This is a genomic window from Cytobacillus sp. Bac17 (assembly GCF_024519925.1).
Classification (GTDB): Bacteria; Bacillota; Bacilli; order Bacillales; family Cytobacillaceae; genus Cytobacillus; species Cytobacillus pseudoceanisediminis.
Map to the genome: position 1 here is coordinate 141783 of NZ_JALJRC010000009.1, position 21431 is coordinate 163213.

General features: G+C 41.6%; 22 protein-coding genes. 13 read left to right on the forward strand and 9 right to left on the reverse strand.

Features of this window, described 5'->3' with window-relative positions; translation table 11 throughout:
* From NR125_RS13410 to NR125_RS13425, 4 genes are all read left to right on the forward strand, one after another.
* Entirely contained in the window at positions 1 to 597 is a 597-nt protein-coding gene (locus tag NR125_RS13410; protein WP_256815476.1) for an ECF transporter S component, read from the forward strand.
* Positions 581 to 2281, forward strand: a complete 1701-nt coding sequence (locus NR125_RS13415; RefSeq protein ID WP_256815477.1) for an ABC transporter ATP-binding protein — start codon at positions 581 to 583, stop codon at positions 2279 to 2281. The genes NR125_RS13410 and NR125_RS13415 overlap by 17 nt, the downstream gene beginning before the upstream one ends.
* Positions 2268 to 3047 (forward strand): energy-coupling factor transporter transmembrane component T family protein, encoded by a 780-nt coding sequence (locus NR125_RS13420; protein ID WP_009331451.1) that lies wholly within the window; start codon positions 2268 to 2270, stop codon positions 3045 to 3047. Before NR125_RS13415 ends, NR125_RS13420 begins: the two co-directional genes overlap by 14 nt.
* Positions 3048 to 3287: 240 nt before the next feature.
* The gene (locus NR125_RS13425; protein ID WP_009331452.1) at positions 3288 to 3488 is read left to right on the forward strand and encodes an alpha/beta-type small acid-soluble spore protein; all 201 of its coding nucleotides are present in this window, start codon (positions 3288 to 3290) and stop codon (positions 3486 to 3488) included.
* A 71-nt stretch (positions 3489 to 3559) separates the two neighbouring features.
* Here the strand turns inward: NR125_RS13425 and NR125_RS13430 are convergent, their stop codons facing one another.
* From NR125_RS13430 to NR125_RS13440, 3 genes are all read right to left on the reverse strand, one after another.
* A complete protein-coding gene (locus NR125_RS13430) occupies positions 3560 to 4084 on the reverse strand; it encodes a D-glycero-alpha-D-manno-heptose-1,7-bisphosphate 7-phosphatase (RefSeq protein ID WP_019381412.1) in 525 nt (174 codons plus the stop codon).
* 129 nt (positions 4085 to 4213) lie between these two features.
* Positions 4214 to 4564 carry a YlbF/YmcA family competence regulator gene (locus NR125_RS13435; protein ID WP_009331454.1) on the reverse strand — a complete coding sequence of 117 codons (351 nt, stop codon included), beginning with the start codon at positions 4562 to 4564 and terminating at the stop codon, positions 4214 to 4216.
* Between the two features lie 105 nt (positions 4565 to 4669).
* Complete coding sequence (locus tag NR125_RS13440) at positions 4670 to 5797, reverse strand: DUF445 domain-containing protein (RefSeq protein ID WP_256815478.1); 1128 nt, start codon at positions 5795 to 5797, stop codon at positions 4670 to 4672.
* A 242-nt stretch (positions 5798 to 6039) separates the two neighbouring features.
* Here NR125_RS13440 and NR125_RS13445 point away from each other — a divergent pair, with 242 nt between their 5' ends.
* From NR125_RS13445 to NR125_RS13460, 4 genes are read left to right on the forward strand one after another with little or no spacing between them, the layout of a single operon-like run.
* Positions 6040 to 7458 carry a YheC/YheD family endospore coat-associated protein gene (locus tag NR125_RS13445; RefSeq protein ID WP_256815480.1) on the forward strand — a complete coding sequence of 473 codons (1419 nt, stop codon included), beginning with the start codon at positions 6040 to 6042 and terminating at the stop codon, positions 7456 to 7458.
* Positions 7418 to 8521: a YheC/YheD family endospore coat-associated protein gene (locus NR125_RS13450; protein ID WP_256815481.1), complete on the forward strand. Its 1104-nt coding sequence runs from the start codon at positions 7418 to 7420 to the stop codon at positions 8519 to 8521. Before NR125_RS13445 ends, NR125_RS13450 begins: the two co-directional genes overlap by 41 nt.
* The gene (locus NR125_RS13455) at positions 8499 to 9863 is read left to right on the forward strand and encodes a YheC/YheD family endospore coat-associated protein (protein ID WP_256815482.1); all 1365 of its coding nucleotides are present in this window, start codon (positions 8499 to 8501) and stop codon (positions 9861 to 9863) included. Before NR125_RS13450 ends, NR125_RS13455 begins: the two co-directional genes overlap by 23 nt.
* A complete protein-coding gene (locus NR125_RS13460; protein ID WP_071157605.1) occupies positions 9860 to 11059 on the forward strand; it encodes a YheC/YheD family endospore coat-associated protein in 1200 nt (399 codons plus the stop codon). Before NR125_RS13455 ends, NR125_RS13460 begins: the two co-directional genes overlap by 4 nt.
* Positions 11060 to 11116: 57 nt before the next feature.
* Here the strand turns inward: NR125_RS13460 and NR125_RS13465 are convergent, their stop codons facing one another.
* Positions 11117 to 11290 carry a hypothetical protein gene (locus tag NR125_RS13465; protein WP_009331460.1) on the reverse strand — a complete coding sequence of 58 codons (174 nt, stop codon included), beginning with the start codon at positions 11288 to 11290 and terminating at the stop codon, positions 11117 to 11119.
* Positions 11291 to 11386: 96 nt separating this feature from the next.
* On the opposite strand from NR125_RS13465, the gene NR125_RS13470 reads away from it, so the two are divergent.
* A complete protein-coding gene (locus NR125_RS13470; protein WP_009331461.1) occupies positions 11387 to 11593 on the forward strand; it encodes a YheE family protein in 207 nt (68 codons plus the stop codon).
* 90 nt (positions 11594 to 11683) lie between these two features.
* Positions 11684 to 11869, forward strand: coding sequence for a hypothetical protein (locus NR125_RS13475; protein WP_009331462.1), 186 nt, complete (start codon positions 11684 to 11686; stop codon positions 11867 to 11869).
* Positions 11870 to 12180: 311 nt separating this feature from the next.
* Here NR125_RS13475 and NR125_RS13480 read toward each other — a convergent pair whose 3' ends face one another.
* Complete coding sequence (locus tag NR125_RS13480; RefSeq protein WP_009331463.1) at positions 12181 to 12441, reverse strand: metal-sensitive transcriptional regulator; 261 nt, start codon at positions 12439 to 12441, stop codon at positions 12181 to 12183.
* Between the two features lie 128 nt (positions 12442 to 12569).
* On the opposite strand from NR125_RS13480, the gene NR125_RS13485 reads away from it, so the two are divergent.
* Both NR125_RS13485 and NR125_RS13490 read left to right on the forward strand, forming a co-directional pair.
* Positions 12570 to 13463: a PucR family transcriptional regulator gene (locus tag NR125_RS13485; RefSeq protein ID WP_009331464.1), complete on the forward strand. Its 894-nt coding sequence runs from the start codon at positions 12570 to 12572 to the stop codon at positions 13461 to 13463.
* A gap of 113 nt (positions 13464 to 13576) precedes the next feature.
* Positions 13577 to 14686 (forward strand): ABC transporter ATP-binding protein, encoded by a 1110-nt coding sequence (locus NR125_RS13490; protein WP_256815483.1) that lies wholly within the window; start codon positions 13577 to 13579, stop codon positions 14684 to 14686.
* A 49-nt stretch (positions 14687 to 14735) separates the two neighbouring features.
* Here NR125_RS13490 and NR125_RS13495 read toward each other — a convergent pair whose 3' ends face one another.
* Positions 14736 to 14978, reverse strand: coding sequence for a hypothetical protein (locus NR125_RS13495; RefSeq protein ID WP_019381408.1), 243 nt, complete (start codon positions 14976 to 14978; stop codon positions 14736 to 14738).
* A gap of 296 nt (positions 14979 to 15274) precedes the next feature.
* Between NR125_RS13495 and NR125_RS13500 the strand changes: the two genes are divergently transcribed.
* On the forward strand, positions 15275 to 15493 hold the full coding sequence (locus NR125_RS13500; RefSeq protein ID WP_009331467.1) for an alpha/beta-type small acid-soluble spore protein: 219 nt from the start codon (positions 15275 to 15277) through the stop codon (positions 15491 to 15493).
* Between the two features lie 68 nt (positions 15494 to 15561).
* Here NR125_RS13500 and fumC read toward each other — a convergent pair whose 3' ends face one another.
* The 3 genes from fumC to NR125_RS13515 form a co-directional block, all read right to left on the reverse strand.
* Complete coding sequence (gene fumC / locus NR125_RS13505) at positions 15562 to 16944, reverse strand: class II fumarate hydratase (RefSeq protein ID WP_256815484.1); 1383 nt, start codon at positions 16942 to 16944, stop codon at positions 15562 to 15564.
* 428 nt (positions 16945 to 17372) lie between these two features.
* Positions 17373 to 19385: an ABC transporter ATP-binding protein gene (locus tag NR125_RS13510; RefSeq protein ID WP_256815485.1), complete on the reverse strand. Its 2013-nt coding sequence runs from the start codon at positions 19383 to 19385 to the stop codon at positions 17373 to 17375.
* Positions 19382 to 21139 carry an ABC transporter ATP-binding protein gene (locus NR125_RS13515; protein ID WP_019381406.1) on the reverse strand — a complete coding sequence of 586 codons (1758 nt, stop codon included), beginning with the start codon at positions 21137 to 21139 and terminating at the stop codon, positions 19382 to 19384. Before NR125_RS13515 ends, NR125_RS13510 begins: the two co-directional genes overlap by 4 nt.
* Positions 21140 to 21431: the final 292 nt, after the last annotated feature.

A 21431-nucleotide genomic window follows, 5' to 3' on the forward strand; every position in this document is an offset into this window, starting at 1 on the left:
ATGCTCGAAAAATGGAAGCTTCGTGAGGTCATTGTCCTATCTGTACTCGCTGTTGTGTTTGCAGTTGTATACCTGGTGTTCATGCAATTTGGCAACGTGTTATATGGGATGTTTGGCTTAATTGGCTTTGATCTGATTTTTGGCATTTGGTTTATTGTTTCAATCATCGCAGCGTACATAATCAGAAAACCCGGAGCAGCCTTTTTATCGGAAACCATCGCAGCGGCCATTGAAGTCATGATTGGCAATGCAGTAGGCCCTCGCCTGATTCTTTCAGGCATGATTCAGGGGATTGGAGCAGAAGCTGTTTTTGCGGCAACTAAATGGAACAATTACCGGACATGGGTTTTAATTGCTGCCGGCATGGGCTCTTCTGTTACGAGCTTTATTTGGGGCTATTTCATTTCCGGCTACGCAGCCCTCTCACCCGGTTATGTAACTGCCATGTTTTTTGTGAGACTGGTTAGCGGTGCTTTGCTCGCTGGATTGCTGGGGAAATGGCTGAGTAAGAGTCTTGCTAAAACTGGGGCATTAAACAGCTTCCCTATCGGAAAAGAGCTGAGAAGGGAAAAATCACAAAATGGCATTTCAGCATAACCAGCCTTTATTAATAACAGAAAAGCTGTCCTTCCGGCATGAAGATGTGAAGAATCCTGTTTTTAAGAATGTGAATTTCAGCCTTAATTCAGGGGAAGCTGTTCTATTATTGGGCCCCAGCGGCTGCGGAAAAAGCACGCTTGCTTTCTGCTTAAATAAATTGTATCCGGAAGCCGTTGATGGCGACTTGGATGGCACCATTTCCTTCAAAGGAAAGATACTGGATGAATTCCCGCCAGGTGAAATTAATCAGCACATTGGCATTGTGTTTCAGGATCCTGAAAGCCAGTTTTGCATGACAACAGTTGAAGAGGAGCTGGCATTCGGCCTTGAGAATATGAAAACACCTCCTGCAGAAATTGAGACCAAGATTGATGAAGCACTGGAACTTGTTCATCTTCTGCCATTTAAGCACGCCTTAATCCACACCCTTTCGGGGGGACAAAAGCAAAAACTTGCACTTGCATGTGTATTGTCATTAAAACCGGATATCCTGATTTTGGATGAACCGACAGCAAATCTTGACCCGGCTTCAAGCTATGAACTTACCCGTATCATCAAAGAGCTAAAAGAGGAGCAATCCTTTTCCCTTCTAATCATTGAGCACAAGCTGGATGATTGGATTGATTTGACCGACCGCTGTGTGGTGCTAAACCGGGAAGGCGAAATTTTATTTAATGGAAGCACTGCAGACTGCTTTAATAAATATGCAGAAGAACTACTGCTTGAGGGTATCTGGCTTCCAAGCACAGTAAGAGCAGGTCTATTAGGAAAAAAGGCAGGGATTTACAAAGGGGAAAAGCTTCCGTTAACTGACCGGGAATTAATTGCTGGATTTGTAAATCCCTATGCTGCACTTCAGATTTTAGATAACAGGAAGACTATACATCAAGTCTTTGAAGATCAGGTCATCATGTCGGCGGAGAATCTTTCTTTTCATAAGAATGGGAAGGATTTGCTTAAAAATATTAGTTTTTCAGTTAGAAAAGGTGAATTTGTGGCAATAGCCGGTTCAAATGGATCTGGAAAAACAACGCTTTCCAGACTGCTTGCAGGATTATATGCTCCATCCAAAGGCAACATCCTTTTTGATGACCGCTCCCTTTCCCAGTGGCAGGAGCAAGAGTTAAGACTAAAATTAGGATACGTTTTTCAGAATCCCGAACACCAATTTATTGCAGATTCTGTTTATGATGAAATTGCCTTCAGTCTGAAAATACAGAGAATGACAGATGCCGAAATACAAAAAGTGGTTCAAGCTGTTCTGCATCAAGTGAACTTGCTCCAGCACGCTGACATGCATCCTTTTTCCTTAAGTCAGGGACAGAAGCGGCGGCTTAGTGTTGCATCGATGCTGGTGAATGAACAGGATTTGCTGCTCCTTGATGAACCAACATTTGGACAGGATGCCAGGACCTCTGCTGACCTAATGGCGCTTTTGGAAACAAGGATCCATAGCGGAGGCTCCGTGGTGATGATCACTCATGACATGGAAATCCTGCATTCCTATGCCGATAAAGTGATTGTCCTTTCAGAAGGAGAGAAGATATACGAGGGATTGCCTGATTCATTATGGAAGGAACATGAGATTATGAAAATTGCTTCTCTAAAGGTTCCTTACACAGAAAAACTCAGGAACGAACTGGCTGCCGTGGAAGGGATGAACAAGCTTGCTCTTACATGAATTTAACCCAAGCATAAAAGCTCTGACTGTGATTGTCTGTGTATTGATTTTGTCCGTTTTCTTTGACCCGGTTACTCCTTTTCTGACCTTAGTGGTGACTGCAGGAACCACCTTTATTTTTGGTAATGTTTCATTCAAAAGATGGATTTTGCTTTTCTCGCCATTTATCTTCATGGCTATAATATATATTTGGTCAGCTATGATTTTTTCAAAGACTATTGAAGGTGAAACCATCCTATGGACATGGGGGATCTTCACATTGACTGAAGAGGGCTTTCAGCGTGCCCTATCTCTTGGAATGAGGGTTTTAAGCTTTACCTCGCTGTCCCTTCTGTTCATTTTAACCACCAAGCCGACAGAGTTCCTGCTAAGTCTCATGCAGCAATGCCGGCTCTCTCCAAAGCTTGCATATGGAATCATGGCAGGATATCGATTTCTGCCATTAATGAAAGAAGAATTTGAGATTATCAGAAGCGCCCACCGGATTAGGGGGATACCCAAAGCCCGGACACTTTCTGAAAAAATGGCAGAACTTAAGAGGTATTCAGTTCCTCTTCTTGCCGGAGCGATTCGTAAAGCTGAAAGGACGGCAATGGCGATGGAATCAAAAGGGTTTACCGGAGATAGGAACCGGGATTTCTATCAAAAAATTTCAGTTTCCTGGAAGGATTGGGCATATTTCGCCTTTTTTATAGGTGCAGTGCTGGCAAGTGCCTATATTTCATGGCTATTCGGCTTTCTGCAGCTTTATAATGGCGAACTTTAGAAAGTTATGTGCGAATGGCATTTATTTATGTGCGGATGGAGGAAGTTTATGTGCGGATAAGATTTTTTCTGTGCACCTAGGCCCAATTTATATGCGCAAGGCTGATTTCAAGTCAAATCCACATTAGATTCCGCAGGAAAGTTCCATAAATTACCACATGCAACTATGAATAAATCTTATTTTCTCTCCTAAAGCTATGAGTGTAACAATCAAGAAAACTACACCAAGGAGATGATTTACATGGCAAGAAACAGCAATTCTAATCAGCTTTTAGTATCAGGAGTCAGCCAGGCAATTGATCAAATGAAGTATGAAATCGCAACAGAATTCGGTGTGAACCTTGGCCCGGAAACATCTTCAAGAGCAAATGGATCAGTAGGCGGAGAAATTACAAAGCGCCTGGTGCAAATGGCTGAGCAGCAGCTTGGCGGAGCACGCTAGTCTTTTTTCGTGCAATCATAGTAAAATAAAAAACCGCTTCCAGCCAATCCTGGAAGCGGTTTTTCACTCCCCTATTTAAGCATTTGCAAAATATCTTCCACTGCCTCAAAAAGTGATGAGGCCTGAATATCTGCACTTGTTGGATCAGAGCCGATGAAAACAGTTTTACAGCCGGCCTTCTTGCCTGCCTCAATGTCCCGCTCGTGATCGCCTACCATAATGCTCTTAGCCAGATCAAGATGGTGCCTTTCCGCCAAATCCACCAGCATGCCTGCATTTGGCTTACGGCATTCGCACCCTGCTTTTGGTTTATGAGGGCAATAGGCCACCTCTTTAATATGACCGCCTTTTTCTGCAACAAGCTCCTGCAGTCTTTCATGGATTCTCCTTAGCTCTCTTTCTTTCAAAAAACCGAGTCCTACGCCGCCCTGATTGGTCACAACAAAAATCTCATATCCAGCTTGGGTCAGCTCTGCCACAGCTTCTGCTGCCCCTTCAAGTAAGTATAACTGCTCAGGCTTATTAACGAATTTCACCCTCTCTGATAAAACCTCGTTCAAAACGCCGTCCCGGTCCAGAAAAATGGCTTTTTTCAATTTGCTGCCCCTTTCTTTAAATCAATATCTATCATAAAGGTACCCAAACCTCGTTCAGTTTAATATAAGATGATGCTTTTTCTTATTAAAAAACCCCCGAAATTAATTCCGGGGGTTTCCAATGCTGATTTATTCAACTGCACCATAAAGATCTTCAAGAGGCTTCATGATGATTTTGTTCATTTCTGCAATCATCATGCTCATGCGCTGTTCTGCTTCCATAAGCTTTGAAATTTGGGCGTGCTGCTGTACAAGTGCGACTGTCTTTTGTGCCTGTTCTACTTCTTCCTGTGTAATATCCTGGCCCATCATTTGTTTTTGCTGAAGTTCCATCTGGATTTTACGGAAGTTATCAAACATTGCCTTGGCAGACGGATCTGCATTTACATCATCGTATGCTTGTTTTAATGCCTTATATTCATCGCTTTCCCGCACCGCTTTTTCTAATTCATAGGCTGAATCATATAAATTTACTGCCATAAAAACACTCCTTCCGATTCTCATTCAAAAGGAAAATTCATCTTCCCCGTTTTGAACATCCACTACACTATAACAAACTATGATGGTAAACGCGAGGCGATACCCTTAATTAATCAATATGGCTATGAATCCCTGAATGAGCCCGATAATCCCCCCAAGGAGGACCCCTAAATTAGTAATCATTTTTAACTCGCTTTTTATTATGGAAAAGACCATTTCTTCCAATCGTTCTACCGAAAAATTGCTGACTTGTTCACGGACAATTTCAGCGAGACGAAGTCTTTCCATGAACATTTCAGTTTTTCCTGAAAGCCAATCAGAAAGCATCTGAACACTTTTAGGAGCCAGTTCATCTATTAATACAGTCCTATAAGGGGCCATAAAAGATGATAAAGGCGTTTTAAATAAACTCTCCAGATTAATGACCTTATGGGCAATATTCTTTATTACTGAAAGAATCTGTTCTTTTTCAAGCTGCTCTTCAATAACTGCAGCTTCCATTTCAAGAACTTTTCTCCACTCATTTTTCAAAAGGGTTGTAATCAAATCCGACGTTCCCTCATTACTTAAAAACTTTATGATTTCCGGCTGAATTTTATCTGCAATATTGATGTTCCCCATGAACATCTGCAGCATGTTGCTCAGCATTCCGCTGCGTTCACGGACAAAATCATCTGCCATTCTTTGAATTCTCATTTTGCCTTCAATGCTGGAAAAATAATCAATCCCCTTTTGAAGGATCGTTGAACTGATTGCCGGGATTTTTTCATCCATTTTATCCAAAAGAGTCTGAGGAATAACATCTTTAAGGGGCCGGCTCCGATATTCACTAATGATTTTTTCATATTTCTGCTCAATTAATAAGTTAATGCGGTTTTCTGTTTTCGCTTGCCCATCCGTGATTCCAAACGCTTCAAGTATGTCTTCTGCTGATTTTTCCGACAGCATGATAGTTTCAAGCTCTTTTTGTACCAGCCCAGTCATATCACGCTGAAATTGAGCATTGATGAACTTTTTCTTGATGCTTTCCGGTGTCAAAAGATGATTGACAACAAGCTTACCCATCTGATCAGCCATTTCATCCCGTCGTTTAGGAATCAGCCCCGGGGTAAATGGCACCTTCCATTTACCTATGTAAACGGCATTATAAGGTTTAAAGAGCATTTTAATAGCCAGGTAATTAGTAAACCCGCCAATGAGAGCCCCAATTAACATCATCAAAATTATTGTCATTGCAATTTCCATACTCATCTCTACCTTCCTTAAGTTACAAGCGCCTCTCCAGACGCACCATTTTATTGCCCAGAACATACGATATGGCATCAGCTTTTGCCTATTTTTTCATTATACAGTGAAAACTTAGTCAATGGGAGTTTTGCACTTTCTGCCGCAGGTTAAAATTAGCATTCAATTTGTACACAGCATGCGGATTTTTTGAAAAGGCTCAAATAAAGTTTAGCAAATGAGGAATGATCATGTCAGTTTCTTTATTGCCTATTACGATTGTTCCGGTAAAAATGTTTCAGGAAAATCAATTTCGCATTAAAATTAGCCATTCTCTCGTCCATTACTGGAATATTGATTTGCAAATGCCCCATTTGCTGCAGATCGGCAAGCACACCTTTCAGATAACCATTGAAGGAGCAAACATTACGAAAGATGAGCTTGGTTTCAGTGAGCCGCTTCTTCAGGAATGCTGCTTGCCAATTGAAGATCTCCATTTTGTTGCCAGTTATTCCAGAAAGGACCTTACTATTACTGCCGGACCGATTATAGGGCTGATGACAGATTTCAATGATAATGGCGAAGAGCCTGATTTCCGCTCTATTCATTCTTTTTGCGAAGAATTGCATGAAGTTGTTTCAACTATGGGAGGATTTTTTTATGTGTTTCACTTTCGGGACTTCATTGCAGGCAGTCTGCATGGATACTGCCTGCAGGATAGAAAATGGATAAAAAGTCCGGTTCCTTTGCCGAGTGTAATCTATAACCGGATTCACTCCCGAATACTTGAAGCAAGTACCTCTTTTCAATCATTTAAAAACAGCCTTATAAAATTTAATATCCCAGTGTTTAATGACCGTTTTCTATCAAAACAGGAAGTTCATGACCTGCTCTTTTCTGAGGATCATATGCAGCCTTATCTGCCTGATACGGCCATTGCAAATGAACAAACCATCAAAGATATGCTGGCCAGACACAGATTATTATTCCTAAAGCCCGTCCACGGCAGCCAGGGCCGGAATATTATCAGGCTAAGTTTAAACGGCGAAGAAATCATGACAGAACTATCGACCGGAAACGGCAGGGAGAATACAATCACTTTCAAAAATTATACCCGTTTTGTACAGTGGTTCCAGCAATACCAAAGAAAATCAATTTTTCTGGCTCAGCAGGCCATCCCTCTGCAAACCTTTAAAAACAGGCAGCTTGATTTCCGGGTGCTCTGCCACAAAAATTTTCAGGATATCTGGAAAGCCACTTCTGCAGTGGCAAGGATTTCTGCTGAGCAGCAATTTGTTTCAAACATTGCCAGAGGCGGTGAAATCATGAAACCTCTCAGAATTTTCTCGTTGCTGTCTGATCAGAAAACAGCGGTTCAGCAGCTGGCCTTATTGAAAGAGCTTGCTGTTGAAACAGCAACAATCATCAGCCAGAAATGCGAAGGGCTTGTCGGAGAACTCGGAATTGATATTGGTTTAGATACAAATGGAAAGCTATGGATCATCGAAGTGAATTCTAAGCCCTCTAAAAATTTCGAAGACAAAGAAAAAAGAGTAAGGCCATCAGCCAAGGCACTGATCGAATATGCAACGGCTTTATCATTTATCCAAAAAGGAGGAGGATTACAGCATGCTTTCATTCGGAATCATGACATTGAACAAACGGAGTGAACAGCCATATTTTATGGAATTGGCCAGAAGAGCTAATGAATATAACATTAACTGCTTCCGGTTTGTGCCTTCAGATATCAATCCTATTACAGAAAGAATTACAGGTGATTTCTATAACCCTGCTTCAGACGGATGGGAGCCAGCAGAATTTACAGCGCCAGAAATCCTTTATGATCGCTGTTTTTACGGAAATGATTCCCACTCGAAACAATGCATTTCCATCGTGAATTGGCTCAAGGCAAGAAGTGACATCCAATTTCTTGGCTACGGCTTGCCTAATAAGCTTGAATTATATGAAATCCTCTCCTGCACAAACATTTCACCCTATTTGCTGAAAACAGCACCCTATACTGATGCTGACAGGTTCTTAGATAGCCTCCTGTCTGATCATCCCCTCATCTTAAAACCCGCTAGCGGTTCACAGGGGCACGGAATCTATTATATTGAGAAAACAGGCAAAAACATTCTTGTTAAAACAGATAAAAAGAATGCTCAGGTTTCCCGCAGCTTTGAAAGCGCTGAAAAAGCAGCGGGCTGGCTTAATAACCTGACCGCAAAACGGCAGTACCTCTTCCAGCCATATGTGAATCTATCGAACAAGGAAGAACAGCCCTTTGATATAAGGATTTTACTTCAAAAGGACATGAATGGCACCTGGAAGGAGCTGGGCCGGGGCATCCGGGCAGGCAGAAATGGCGGCATCGTTTCCAATTTAAGCACTGGCGGCAGCAATATTTCTTTTGAGGACTGGATTATTGAATACCCATCTTCATTGAGGAGTTTTCTTTGCGATGAGCTTTATGACATTATCGATACTCTTCCCGCTGCGCTTGAACGAAAGCTTCCTCCGCTATTTGAAATAGGAATTGATATTGGAGTGGAAAACAACGGCTCCATTTGGATTCTGGATATTAACTCAAAACCAGGCAGAAAAACCATCCTGAACAGCCAGCCTGAAAAGAAGGAAGAATTATATACTGCTCCCCTTCACTATGCCAAATTCCTGGCAGCCAATAAGGAATTAGAAAGGAGTACGAATCATGAGAAAACAATATCAAATTGAAATTTCCGATTCTGCCTCCAAAACAGTTTATATTCCTAACGAGCTTAACCTTCATACTCATTTGACGAAATTGGCCTTTGGCACACACTCAAAAGATGCTGCTTTCTTACTTCAGAAAACAAAGAAAAACTCCATCGTCATAAGTAAAGATGTGGCAGATGCACTGCATTTCCCTGATCTCAAGATTCCTTTGCATGCATTTGCCAATAAGGGGACACTGTACCTCGGCCCGCTTGTAGGAATCTTCACATCAGGCTTCACCTCCTTTCCTTTAAGGCCAGTCGGGGACCGGACCCTGTTTTTTGCCAAGTTGCTTTCTGTCAAAAAAACGGTTGGAGCAATTCCGTTTTTGTTCGGTGACCAGCATATCAACTGGGAACAAGGAACAATCAGGGGGCTTTTCTATCATGAGGAAGGATGGGAAACGTTTGAAGTGCCTTTTCCGAATGTTGTATATGATCGGCTTCCCAATAGGAAAAGCGAAAGAAGAAACGAACTTAAAGAAGTTCGTGACCGCCTGCAGAAAGACTATTTAATTCCCTGGTATAATCCTGGATTCTTTAATAAATTGGATGTTTATGAAAGACTGCAGAACGATGAGGATATTAGTCACTACTTGCCGGAAACCCACCCTTTTTCTTCATTTTCTGTCATTGAAAGAATGCTGGCTGATTATGGTCATGTTTTCCTAAAACCGATTAATGGAAGCCTGGGGCTTGGAATTCATCAAATAATTTATGATAAAAAGGATGGGCATTATTATTGCCGGTATAGAGTTCGGGATGAAAACCGCCTGAGAAAGTTTAACAGTCTGGAAAATTTGATGGGGAATATTTTTGCAGGACGGAGTTTAAGCCGGATGCTTGTTCAGCAGGGAATCCACTTGCTCCGCCATGAACAGAGGACAATTGATTTCAGGATTCATACGAATAAAGATGAAAATGGGGAATGGAATGTAACAGCTTCAGCTGCAAAAATGGCTGGACATGGCAGTGTTACAACTCATGTTAAAAGCGGCGGTGAAATCAAAACCCTGGAAGAATTGTTTGAATCCGATGCTGAAAAAGCGGCAGCAGTGGAAAAATTGAGTGAGGCGGCATTAAAAATCAGCAAGGCCCTGGAACGGAACATAGAAGGAATCATTGGTGAAATCGGCTTTGACTTTGGATTGGACCGAAATGGCCATGTATGGCTTTTCGAAGCAAACTCAAAGCCTGGCAGATCTATATTTAAACATCCTCAACTCCGGGAGTTCGACTTTCTTACCCGCAAGCTTTCGCTTGCATTTGCAGTCTTCCTTGCCGAAGCATCCATTATGAAGCCCCAGGAAATATTCAGATGAAGATTTATTATGACTGGGCCAGCAGGACATGGTTCAGCAGCACCAGCTGTACACTTGGAAGGGATCCTCATCCTTTAAGCACCATTGGACCGAAGGCGGAACAAAATTTGATTTCCTTTTCATTGTCAATGCAAAACGATAATGCAGGACCGGTGATAGGAATCCTGACCGGAAAAGGAAAGGACCAGTCTATCGCAGGCAATGGCCCTTTATTTAAGGCACTGCAGAAAAACATACTACAGCAAAATGGAGTTTCCTTTGTATTTACGGCAGAAGACCTGGAGGAGAATTCCGTAAATGGCTATATTTATTTTCCCCAGCTGGATAAATGGATTGAGGCAAGGTGCCCTCTTCCTCATCTTGTCTACAACAGGGTGCCTTTCCGGAAAATTGAAAAAACAGAAGCTTTTCATAAAGCGAGCCGTTTTTTTAAGGAACATAATATTCCATTTTTCAACCCGGGTTTTCTGGACAAATTCGAAGTTTTCCAGTTATTTAAGGACCATCCCCCGCTACAGGAGTATATTCCTGAAACCATTCTTGTCTCAGGTCCAAAAGAGCTTAAGAACTTTATCCGCAAATATAATAATATCTACTTAAAGCCCGCAAACGGGTCCAAGGGCAAAGGGATTTATCATTTAAGCCAGCTGGGAAATGGAATGCGATTGAACGGTCTGCACGATTCATTCAGTTACACTGATTATAAAAATTTCTGGAACCAATGGGGTATTCTCCTGACGAATAAACCTTATATGGCACAGAAAGCGATCAGCCCTGCCAGAAAGGAAGGGAAGCGATTTGATTTTAGAATTCTGGCCCATTTCAGCGAAGGCAACTATTCTGTTACAGGGATAGGCATCAGGCAGTCTAAGGAACAGGATATTACAACACACATACCGAATGGCGGTGTAATGATTCCATATGAAAGTGTCCGTACGCAAGAACATGATGAGTTTATTCATTCTGCAGTTGTGGAAGCAGGAAAGCTCCTTGAGAAGACAAAAGGTTTTTATGGAGAATACTCTATTGATGCAGGATTAACTGACCAGGGCACTTATGTAATTTATGAAATAAATTCCAAGCCAATGAGTTTTGATGAAGTCTGGATAGAAGAAAAAAGAATTGAAGAACTGACCCGCTTATTTTTCTCGCTGGCGGGGTTCTGGCACATCAATAAAAATAGCCGTACACCATAGTGTGCACGGCTATTTTTATGCGATTTTTTACAAGTGCCATCCAAAACCGCAAAAGGATTAATAAGTCGTTACAGGGCTTTTCGCTGTCTTCATTTTATCTTTTTTAGAGGCACTTCCGGCGAATGATTTAAACTGGTCTTTAAGCTTTTGGCGTGCCTCCGGATTTCTCATTAAATAAGCTGCTCCAAGTGCCATGGCTGACATCATAAATTTATTGTTTCTCTTCATCATCTTTGCCTCCTTTTAATGTTAAAATGTTTCTATATCTATTCCATTCCCCTTTTGAGGAACATTAAACGGGATATTACAACATCTGGAGGAATCCTAATGCTGACACACTTTCAATTCAAACCTTTATATGAAAATAAACAATTGCCGGGATGGACATTTTCTTTTTATTTTAAAAAGCAAAAAATGACTGGCATCTATCATCCTGACGGCAAAATTGAATGGACTTCCGGTGACCCCGCCGGGCAGGAGGATAGCCTGAAATCCCAAATCCACGAATTAATGTTATTTCATGTGTATGAATGAGAAAAAAGTTAGAGGATCCATGTATGACCTTATAGCTCTTTTGGAAAAATAATCCCGCCAGGATATATCATTTAAAGGAGCGATTCAAACATGGATAAGAAACGCCAGGTTTCAGAGGACGTGAACTATGAAGGCAGGGACAAAGCTTATATGGATATAGACAGAATCATAAACGAAGGTCTTTCTGGAGGCTCCGTTCATGGACGCGGTGATGATGTTAATATTGAACAGGCTAGGGAATTGCATGAGGAAGAACCTCCAAATGAGGCAGACTAATATTAAAAGGCACCTGACTTCAGGTGCCTCTTAATACGGATTAAATTGTATTAATTCTGAATTAGATACCGTTTAGCTCCTGTACCATCGGCTTTCGGGTCTAAGCCAATCCGCCCAAAAGGTTAAAGTACAACCTTTCAGCATGCTCGTCTTATGCTTGAGTCCCACAGGACAAGGAAGGCTTCGTCAGCATAAACATTGCACGACCGAAAGCGGAGCTTTTGGGAGGTGTGAGTCATGCAGACACTGCCACAGGCGTGGCGTTTTTAGTCTGAGTTCCTTTAATAAGCGGGCGCCTTCCGCTTTTTTAATCATCTGCTTTTCACAATCATATTCACTGCTTCCTGAATTGCATTCTCCGCATTTTTGCCTTCGTCAGCAGCTTCCCGAATGCATGTCTCAAGATTTTTAGCTACAATATATCCCATTGCACGGTCAACTGCAGAACGGACAGCAGATAATTGCGTTACAACATCCTTGCAGTGTTTTTCTTCTTCCATCATTCGGATAACACCCCGCACCTGCCCTTCCAGCCTCTTCAAGCGGTTTTTCATTTCCGGTGAATATTCCATGAGTCTCCCCCCTTACACTTTCAATTCACTTTATAGAAACATTCACAGAATAAGTTAATTTTTTCAATTAAATTATAACTGCTATAATATAAGAAACACAAAAATTTATCAAACTAAAGGGTAATGATATGTTAAAAAAATTACATGACCAATATCCGGGCTCTCTGCTTGAAAATGAAAAACCTGATTTTAGCTTTTATTCTGATATGTACTGGCTTCATCATGAGGATTCAGGCCAATGGCTGGGCATCCCATCTCAAGAGGTATCAGCAGACAGTCTGATGGTCTTAAAAACTTTATTTGAATTCCATGACTGCTCCATTCACCATGCTCCCGCATCCCAAGCCTGGTTTCAATACCTATTTTCCAATGGGGAAATTCCATCATTAGCAAAAGATGTTCCGTACAGGCTTGTTCAATTTAAGATGTCTGAAGGCGATTGGATACGCGAGGATATGGAAGCTGCTTTTAAAGGTTTTTTTGAAAAGGACATTTTGATTTTATGGAACGGACCAGCTAGAGGAGTCATTGTAGAGGAAGCTAACGCCCCTCTAGCCGAAGAAGAATTCCTTGCTATTTCCAATGCTTTTGAAAGCGATTTTTTTGTAAAAACGGCCTTTTACATCGGCATTCCGAATAGGTTCGAGGCACATTTGCGCAATTATTTTAAAGAAGAACAGCGTTTTTTTGAGCAAGCCTCCTCTTTGCTTCCAGCCGAAAAGGTGCTGAAATACGAAACGCTATTTCCATCTCTTGTCACCGGAAGTATGGATGCAATTTTAAAAAAGAGCCTGCTTTCACGCCTTTCTTTACTGCAAGAAGACTCTGAACTTCTGCACACCATAAAAGTTTTTTTACAGAACAGCTCCAACGTTTCATTAACTGCGAAAAAATTGTATGTCCACCGAAATACGCTGCAATACAGGCTGGATAAATTCACTGAGAAAACCGGCCTTCAATTAAAAGATTTCAACAGTGCCCTGACTGTTTACTTAGCTTGTTTGCTGGTCGAGCAAAAATGATTGAGCACATTGCATAAAAACGCTTTCAGCTTTTTTGTGCAGTTTGGCCATATGGGAAAACCCAGATATCCATTAAACTGTTATTAAGAAAAGAATATTGGGAGGCAACCCTGATGGCAGAATTAAAGCTCGATAATATTTATAAAATTTATGACAATAAAGTAACGGCAGTAGAAGATTTTAACCTTCATATACAGGATAAAGAGTTTATCGTATTTGTCGGTCCTTCCGGCTGCGGTAAATCCACAACTCTCCGTATGATTGCTGGCCTTGAGGAAATTTCTAAAGGCGACTTCTATATCGATGAAAAACGTGTCAACGATGTCCCTCCAAAAGATCGTGATATTGCAATGGTTTTCCAGAACTATGCACTTTATCCGCATATGTCTGTATACGATAACATGGCTTTCGGTCTTAAGCTCCGTAAATTTCCAAAAGAAGAAATCGACCGCCGTGTTAAGGAAGCAGCTAAAATTCTTGGTCTGGAGCCTTATCTTGACCGCAAACCAAAAGCATTGTCAGGCGGTCAGCGACAGCGTGTAGCCTTAGGCCGTGCGATTGTCCGTGATGCAAAGGTATTCCTGATGGATGAACCTTTATCAAATCTTGATGCAAAGCTTCGTGTTCAAATGCGTGCAGAAATTGCCAAACTTCATCAGCGTCTTCAAACTACAACCATCTATGTAACCCATGACCAGACAGAGGCCATGACAATGGCTACCCGCCTGGTTGTTATGAAAGATGGAGTGATTCAGCAGGTTGGCGCACCTAAAGAAGTTTATGAGAAGCCTGAAAACGTATTTGTAGGCGGATTTATTGGTTCACCTGCCATGAACTTCTTTAATGGAAAGCTTGAAGACGGCAAGTTTGTCATTGGCAAAACTCAGATTGCTGTCCCAGAGGGTAAAATGAAGGTGCTTCGTGAACAAGGGTATACAAGCAAAGACATTGTCCTTGGCATTCGTCCAGAAGACATTCATGATGAGCCGGTATTTATTGATGCTTCTGCCGGTTCTAAAATCAATGCCCGCATTGACGTTTCCGAACTGACTGGGGCTGAAACAATGATTTACTCAAGCATCGAAGGCCAGGATTTTGTTGCACGTGTTGATTCCCGCACAGATATTAAGCCAGGCCAAAATCTTGAGCTTGCTTTCGATATGAATAAAGCTCATTTCTTTGATGCAAACTCCGAAAGAAGAATTCGTTCTGAAAAAGAATAATATTGAAGCCCCGTCGAAGACGGGGTTTTTTAATACTGTCAGCTCCATTCTACTCTTTGATAAACTTTACTGAATCCTGACCGCATGATGGACACTTCAGCAAATGCGGACATTCTTCCCTTTGATAATCCTGGGGATAGCCATCTTCCAGTTTCATCTGGTCAATTGGCATATAGGCACTGTAATCATCGTAAAAATCCATTACTCTTCCACTGTCCTCCATACTGCTTCCACAGGTGCTGCAGGTTGCTTCCAGTTTCTCAAACCCGTTGCAGACAGGGCATATCGCCATTTCCAATCCTCTCACTTTCGTTAACTTATCTGATATTTACTATGGTTTGTTTGTTTAAGCTTCGTTATGTAAAACTCCTAATCAGAAAGTCTCTTCAGGAAAAAATTCCCGATTTTCTAAAAGAATAAACTATAATAAATCAAACATAATAGAGAGTAACAAAGCGACATCAAGCACTCGCAAAAAAAAAACGATGGGTTACGCCAGGCAGTGGAGCAGGATAAAATCCTTGCGCTGGTGCAATTCCAGCTAACCCAACCAAAAAACCAACACTTATATTTCGAGGAGGAAATCACATGAACAACCAATCATCTAGCAGAAGCAATTCCTCAAACCAATTATTAGTACCAGGAGTATCACAAGCACTTGATCAAATGAAGTACGAAATCGCTACTGAATTTGGTGTAAACCTTGGTGCAGAAACAACTTCTCGCGCTAACGGATCTGTTGGAGGAGAAATCACAAAACGCCTTGTACAAATGGCTGAACAACAACTTGGCGGCGGTTCTTTCTAATAAAGCAAGATAACAATTGAATAAATATGGCTTTGGCCCTCCTTTCTTAAAGGAGGGCCATTTAATAGTTAGATCATTTTTTCGGGTACTACCCAATTCTCATATTGTTCTTCAGTAATATAGCCAGTTTTTAATGCTGCTTCTTTCAATGTTGAATTTTCTCTAAATGCGAGTTTTGCTATTTCCGCTGCTTTTTCATAGCCAATATGCGGATTAAGTGCTGTTACAAGCATTAGTGACCTTTCAACATGCCCTTTAATCACTTCTTTATTAGCTTCCAGTCCCATCATGCAATTTTCATTGAAAGAGGCCATTCCATCTGCAAGAATTCTGATGCTTTGAAGAAGATTATAAATTATAACAGGCTTGAACACATTCAATTCGAAATTCCCCTGACTGGCAGCAAATCCAATCGACGCATCATTTCCAAAGACCTGGCAAACCACCATCGTAAGGGCTTCACTCTGTGTCGGATTTACTTTGCCTGGCATGATTGAACTGCCAGGTTCATTTGCTGGTATCGATAATTCCCCAATTCCGCTGCGCGGCCCGCTTGCGAGCCAGCGGACATCATTCGCGATTTTCATTAAATCTGCTGCAAGCCCCTTCAATGTGCCATGAACATGGACAATTTCATTATGGCTGGTCAGAGCCTGAAATTTATTTTCAGAAGAGCGGAATGAATAGCCTGTAAGTCTGGATATTTCGTTTGCCATTTCAGATCCAAATGACGTATCTGCATTAATGCCTGTACCGACTGCAGTACCGCCAATGGCTAAGTCAAGCAGGTAATGCTTTGCATCCATCAGCATTTTTTCGTTCTTTTCAAGCATGGCACGCCAGCCGCTGATCTCCTGGCCCAATGTAAGAGGAGTTGCATCCTGTAAATGAGTCCTTCCTATTTTCACGATTGTATTAAAGGCTTCCTCTTTCAATTTGACTGTCTTTATTAATTCCTTTAAGGATGGAAGCAGTTTTTCCTCCACCTCGGTATAAGCTGCGATATGCATGGCGGTCGGAAATGTATCATTCGAGCTTTGAGACATATTGACATCATCATTTGGATGAACTTTAATTTCTTGCTGACCCTTCTTGCCCAGCAATTCGTTTGCTTTTTTCGCGACAACCTCATTTACATTCATATTTGATTGTGTGCCACTCCCTGTCTGCCAGACAGCCAGCGGAAAATGAGAGTCAAATTTATGATTAAGTACTTCATCACAGGCCCTTGTGATGGCATCCTTTTTATCATCAGACAGTTTCCCAAGTCTATTGTTGACCACTGCAGCTGAACGCTTTACCTTAGCAAAAGCATAAATCACTTCCATCGGCATTTTTTCAATGCCGATTTTAAAATTATCCTTGCTCCGCTGGGTCTGGGCTCCCCAATATTTATCCGCAGGCACCTTCACTTCGCCAAGTGTATCCTTTTCAATTCTGAAATCAGCCAAATTTCATACCTCCTTAAATTAACACTATGATTCATATTTATTCTTTTCCCTTATTTCCAAACTTTAATGATAAAAATTGGAATAAAAAAACTGCCGGGCGGTAAAGCCGGCAGCTATGCTTTCACAATAGTATATCCTATGAAGTATCCAAGTACCATAATACTTGCAATCACCAAAGTAATAGAAAGTTCCTCCATATGAATCTCCTCCAGATATGTTTGATAATATCAAAGTACCATGAAATGACTGATCAGAAATTTTTTGCCCAGTACTATTTTGTGTCTGAAAAGTGAAATTTTATTGAACAAAATGTTTGTATAAATTACTTGGAATGCGATTTGCGGATAAATCCAAATTCTCTCGGATATGCTCATCATATCAAAGTAGCCTCAAAACAAAAAAAGAAAGCGCCATCCGGCGCTTTCCTGCTATCCAGCAAGTGTTGATCCTTGCTGGAGCTGATACATTTGATAATATTTACCCTTTTGCTCCATTAATTCAGCATGGTTGCCTTTTTCAACTATTCTACCTCTATCCAGAACGAGGATTTGATCAGCATTTCGGATTGTCGATAGACGATGGGCGATAATAAATGTGGTTCTCCCTTTTTTCAGCACATCCATGGCTTCCTGGATAATCAATTCTGTCTCAGTATCGATGCTTGATGTTGCTTCATCGAGTATCAGGATGGCCGGGTCAAAAGCAAGGGCACGCGCAAAGGAAATGAGCTGCCTCTGCCCGCTGGAGAGCGTGCTTCCCTTCTCGATAACCGGCTCATCGAAACCATTTTCAAGATGCTGAAAAATCTTATCTGCTCCCACATCCTTTAGAGCCTTCTCCACTTTGTCTCGCGTTATTTCTGGGTCATCAAGACTGACATTGGAAGCAATGGTTCCTGTGAACAAAAAAGGATCCTGCAGGACGATGCCCATATGTTTGCGGAGCTCCTGCCTTGGAATCTGTTTTATATCCATTCCGTCGATCATAATTTTGCCTTCCTGGCAATCATAAAAACGGAAGAGAAGATTCATGATTGAACTTTTCCCTGATCCGGTATGGCCTACCAGAGCAACTGTCTCTCCGTGGTTTGCTTCAAAATTTAGATCCTTCAGCACATATTCCTTCTCTTTATAGCCAAAGTGCACATGATCGAATGTCACATCCCCTTTATAGCGGGATATTATATTATCACTAATATCAATGCCCTTTTCATCAAGTAATTTGAACACTCTTTCACCGGCAACAAGTGCCTGCTCCAGATTGGCCAATTGATTAACAATACCCTGCACCGGCTGAAACAGGCGGTTAATGTAGTCTACAAATGCATAAAGCATCCCGAGTGAAATGACAGATAATGCATTTAGCGACTCTCCCCCAAAATACCAGATAAATGCAACAAAGACCACGTTTCTCAGCACTGCCACCAGATTATGTGAGGTCAGTGAATTGAGGCTCAAAAGTTTATTCTGGAAGGTAAAATGCTCTATATTCAGCTTTTCAAAATCCTTTTGTGTATCTTTTTCGCGGCCAAACGCCTGGATGATGTTCATTCCCTGTATCGATTCGTTCACCATGCCATTGATATCACTCACCCTGGAACGGATTACATGATTGTATTTCGATGCATACTTACGGTACACAATCGCCCAAACATATAAAATCGGGAGCAGGATTAAACAGATTGCAGCAAGCTTGGCATCTAAAATAAATAAAGCGATATAAATACCTGAAATATATATGGCACTTGTAAAAAAGGTTGCCAGTACTGTCACATAAAGCTCACGTATGGCTTCTGTATCATTAGTTATTCGGGCAACCACCTTGCCTGCCGGCAGAGTGTCAAAGTAACTGATTGGCAGTCTTTGAATCTGCCCAAAGACATCCTCTCTCATTTGCTGAATGATCCTATTTGCCGACTTTTGCAGAAAAAACCGCTGACCGTACTGAAAAAAAGCAGCGATGACCAGCAATCCAAAGTAAAAGGCCAAAAGCTGAACGATCTTAGGAATCTCAGGTGAATAAAAAAGCATCAGTTCTTCACCAGTCAAAGCCTTCCCTTCATATGTTTCGGTTTGGCCGCTTTTTTCTATAAGCAGTTTGCCGTCTTTATAGGTTCGTTCTCCATCAAAAGCAATGTCACCCCTGATAAAGACGAATTGGCTTCCTGCCTGCAGGATGCGGGCCTGATCTATTTTCTGCTCACCCTGATCAAGGTTTTTCTCTTTTTTATAAAAATGACCAGCGTATTCTACGGCACCTTCTCCGCCCTCTGTCTGATACCAGACTGATTCTATGCCAAGAATATGGTCATCGATCATTTTCTTGGCTATGAAAGGCCCCGCCAGGTCTGCCGCTACAGCTATCGTAAGCATCAGCAGTGCCGCAATAATCGTTTTTTTATAATGAAGTGCATACCGGATTAAACGCTTCCCAGTGGTCATGAAATCACCTCCTCTTCCTCAGAGACTTGTGTTTGCTGCCTCAAAAATTGTTCCTTGTACCATCCATCTGCAGCCATTAAGTCCTCATGAGTGCCTTCTTCTGAAATTCCTCCTTCATCAAGGACGATAATATGATCAGCGTGCTGGACGGCTGACATCCTGTGGGTTGTAATTATTGTCGTTTTACCCTTGCGGTCAGTCCGGATATTATCAATGATCTTTTTTTCCGTTTTGGCATCAACGGCTGAAAGTGAGTCATCAAGGATCAGAATTTCCGGATCCTTCACTAGTGCACGAGCAATGGAAATCCGCTGTTTTTGTCCTCCTGATAAGGCCACTCCCTTTTCACCGACCAGTGTTTCAAGCCCTTCAGGCAGCAGTTCAAGGTCTTTGCGGAAAGCTGCCAAATCAATTGCCTTTTGCATATCTTCTACAGTCGCGTCCTCTTTTCCAAAAAGGATGTTTTCCCGGACAGTTCTGGAGAAAAGAACATGATCCTGTGGAACGTAACCGATCCATCCCCTCGTTCTTTCAAGCTCCTGTTCTTCAATTGGAACATCAGCAATTGCAAGCATCCCGGTGCCTGATGGGTATTCTCTTAATAGCTGCTTTATGAAAGTGGTCTTCCCGCTTCCTGTTTTCCCTACAATCCCCAGCGTTTCCCCGCGCTCGATATGCAGCTTAATCCCTTTGAGGTTAGCCGTTTTTGAAGAAGGATATTGGAAATGAACATCCTTAAAGGTTACACTGGCAGGCGTTTCAACGATATACGGGGATTCAGGATTCTTAATATCCTGCTTAGCGGACAATGTTTCCTGTACCCGATCAAGCGATGCATTTCCTCTTTGCATAACATTAATTAATTCTCCGATAGCGAACATTGGCCAAATCAGCATGCCTAAATACACATTAAATGACACGAGCTGGCCAAGGGTGATGGCTTGATGGAAAACAAGATAAGCACCATACCCCAGTCCTATAAGATAGCTTAAGCCCACAATCACCTTTATGGTTGGCTCAAAAAGAGAATCAATTTTAGCCACTTCAATATTTTTGTTGTAAACATCTTCAGTGAGTTCATGGAAACGCTGCTGATCTGCTCTTTCCTGCACATAAGCGCGCACCACCCTGACTCCCGAAACAGATTCAAGAACCCGGTCATTGAGTTCTCCGAAGGCATCCTGAGCACTCATAAACCGTGTATGAATCTTCTTCCCGTAAATCTTTATCAGATAAGCCATGATAGGCAGAGGCAATATTGCAGCAAAGGTTAGTTTCCAGCTAACCAGAAATCCCATTGTAAATAATATCGTCAGCATAAATACGCTGGAATCCACCAGTGTCAATATTCCAAATCCGGCTGTAACTGATATAGCTTTTAAATCATTTGTAGCCCTGGCCATTAAATCACCGGTCCGGTTTTTCTCAAAAAATGTTGGGGTCATTTTCAATAGGTGTCCCATAAACTGTGAACGCAGTTTTCTTTCTACCAAAAATGCCCCTCCGAAGAGCTGATACATCCAAATATACGTAATTCCATAGGAAACAATTGTGATAATCGCCAATAAACCAAGGTACTCCATGATTTTAGCACTGCTCATTTCACCCAGATGAATGTCATCAATTGCCATTCCTACAAGCCTTGGAGGCATTACATCAAGGATTCCGACAATGATTAGCAGAGTAATAGCAATTGTGTACCTCTTCCAGTTTTCTTTAAAAAACCAGCTTAATTTTCCTAAAATCGAAAACAACGATCTCTCCCCTTTCCCGCATGAAGCTCAAGTTTTAATCAAGAGCTTTCATACATAAACAGCAGCAAATTTCATAACTAGCCTCCATCCAGATCCTCCGGCAAAATTGTCTTTCTCATTCTTAAAGCATTCATAAAATTATCCTCCTATCCTTGTATTGCTGCCGAAACAGCCGCTTATAAAAGCGTACATATATGGATACAGGCTAAGCCTGCAACTCCTACTTTCAACTTTATATAATTGGACAAAAAAAGACATACCGCGGCATGCGATATGTCTTAATAGACAAAAG

Bases quoted from the DNA above. Each gene is read 5' to 3' on its own strand.
- NR125_RS13410 (WP_256815476.1), top strand. From the start codon at position 1: ATGCTCGAAAAATGGAAGCTTCGTGAGGTCATTGTCCTATCTGTACTC.
- NR125_RS13415 (WP_256815477.1), top strand. From the start codon at position 581: ATGGCATTTCAGCATAACCAGCCTTTATTAATAACAGAAAAGCTGTCC.
- NR125_RS13425 (WP_009331452.1), top strand. From the start codon at position 3,288: ATGGCAAGAAACAGCAATTCTAATCAGCTTTTAGTATCAGGAGTCAGC.
- NR125_RS13435 (WP_009331454.1), bottom strand. From the start codon at position 4,564: ATGGCAGTAAATTTATATGATTCAGCCTATGAATTAGAAAAAGCGGTG.
- NR125_RS13440 (WP_256815478.1), bottom strand. From the start codon at position 5,797: ATGACAATAATTTTGATGATGTTAATTGGGGCTCTCATTGGCGGGTTT.
- NR125_RS13445 (WP_256815480.1), top strand. From the start codon at position 6,040: ATGTCAGTTTCTTTATTGCCTATTACGATTGTTCCGGTAAAAATGTTT.
- NR125_RS13450 (WP_256815481.1), top strand. From the start codon at position 7,418: ATGCTTTCATTCGGAATCATGACATTGAACAAACGGAGTGAACAGCCA.
- NR125_RS13455 (WP_256815482.1), top strand. From the start codon at position 8,499: ATGAGAAAACAATATCAAATTGAAATTTCCGATTCTGCCTCCAAAACA.
- NR125_RS13460 (WP_071157605.1), top strand. From the start codon at position 9,860: ATGAAGATTTATTATGACTGGGCCAGCAGGACATGGTTCAGCAGCACC.
- NR125_RS13465 (WP_009331460.1), bottom strand. From the start codon at position 11,290: ATGATGAAGAGAAACAATAAATTTATGATGTCAGCCATGGCACTTGGA.
- NR125_RS13470 (WP_009331461.1), top strand. From the start codon at position 11,387: ATGCTGACACACTTTCAATTCAAACCTTTATATGAAAATAAACAATTG.
- NR125_RS13475 (WP_009331462.1), top strand. From the start codon at position 11,684: ATGGATAAGAAACGCCAGGTTTCAGAGGACGTGAACTATGAAGGCAGG.
- NR125_RS13480 (WP_009331463.1), bottom strand. From the start codon at position 12,441: ATGGAATATTCACCGGAAATGAAAAACCGCTTGAAGAGGCTGGAAGGG.
- NR125_RS13485 (WP_009331464.1), top strand. From the start codon at position 12,570: ATGTTAAAAAAATTACATGACCAATATCCGGGCTCTCTGCTTGAAAAT.
- NR125_RS13490 (WP_256815483.1), top strand. From the start codon at position 13,577: ATGGCAGAATTAAAGCTCGATAATATTTATAAAATTTATGACAATAAA.
- NR125_RS13495 (WP_019381408.1), bottom strand. From the start codon at position 14,978: ATGGCGATATGCCCTGTCTGCAACGGGTTTGAGAAACTGGAAGCAACC.
- NR125_RS13500 (WP_009331467.1), top strand. From the start codon at position 15,275: ATGAACAACCAATCATCTAGCAGAAGCAATTCCTCAAACCAATTATTA.
- NR125_RS13510 (WP_256815485.1), bottom strand. From the start codon at position 19,385: ATGACCACTGGGAAGCGTTTAATCCGGTATGCACTTCATTATAAAAAA.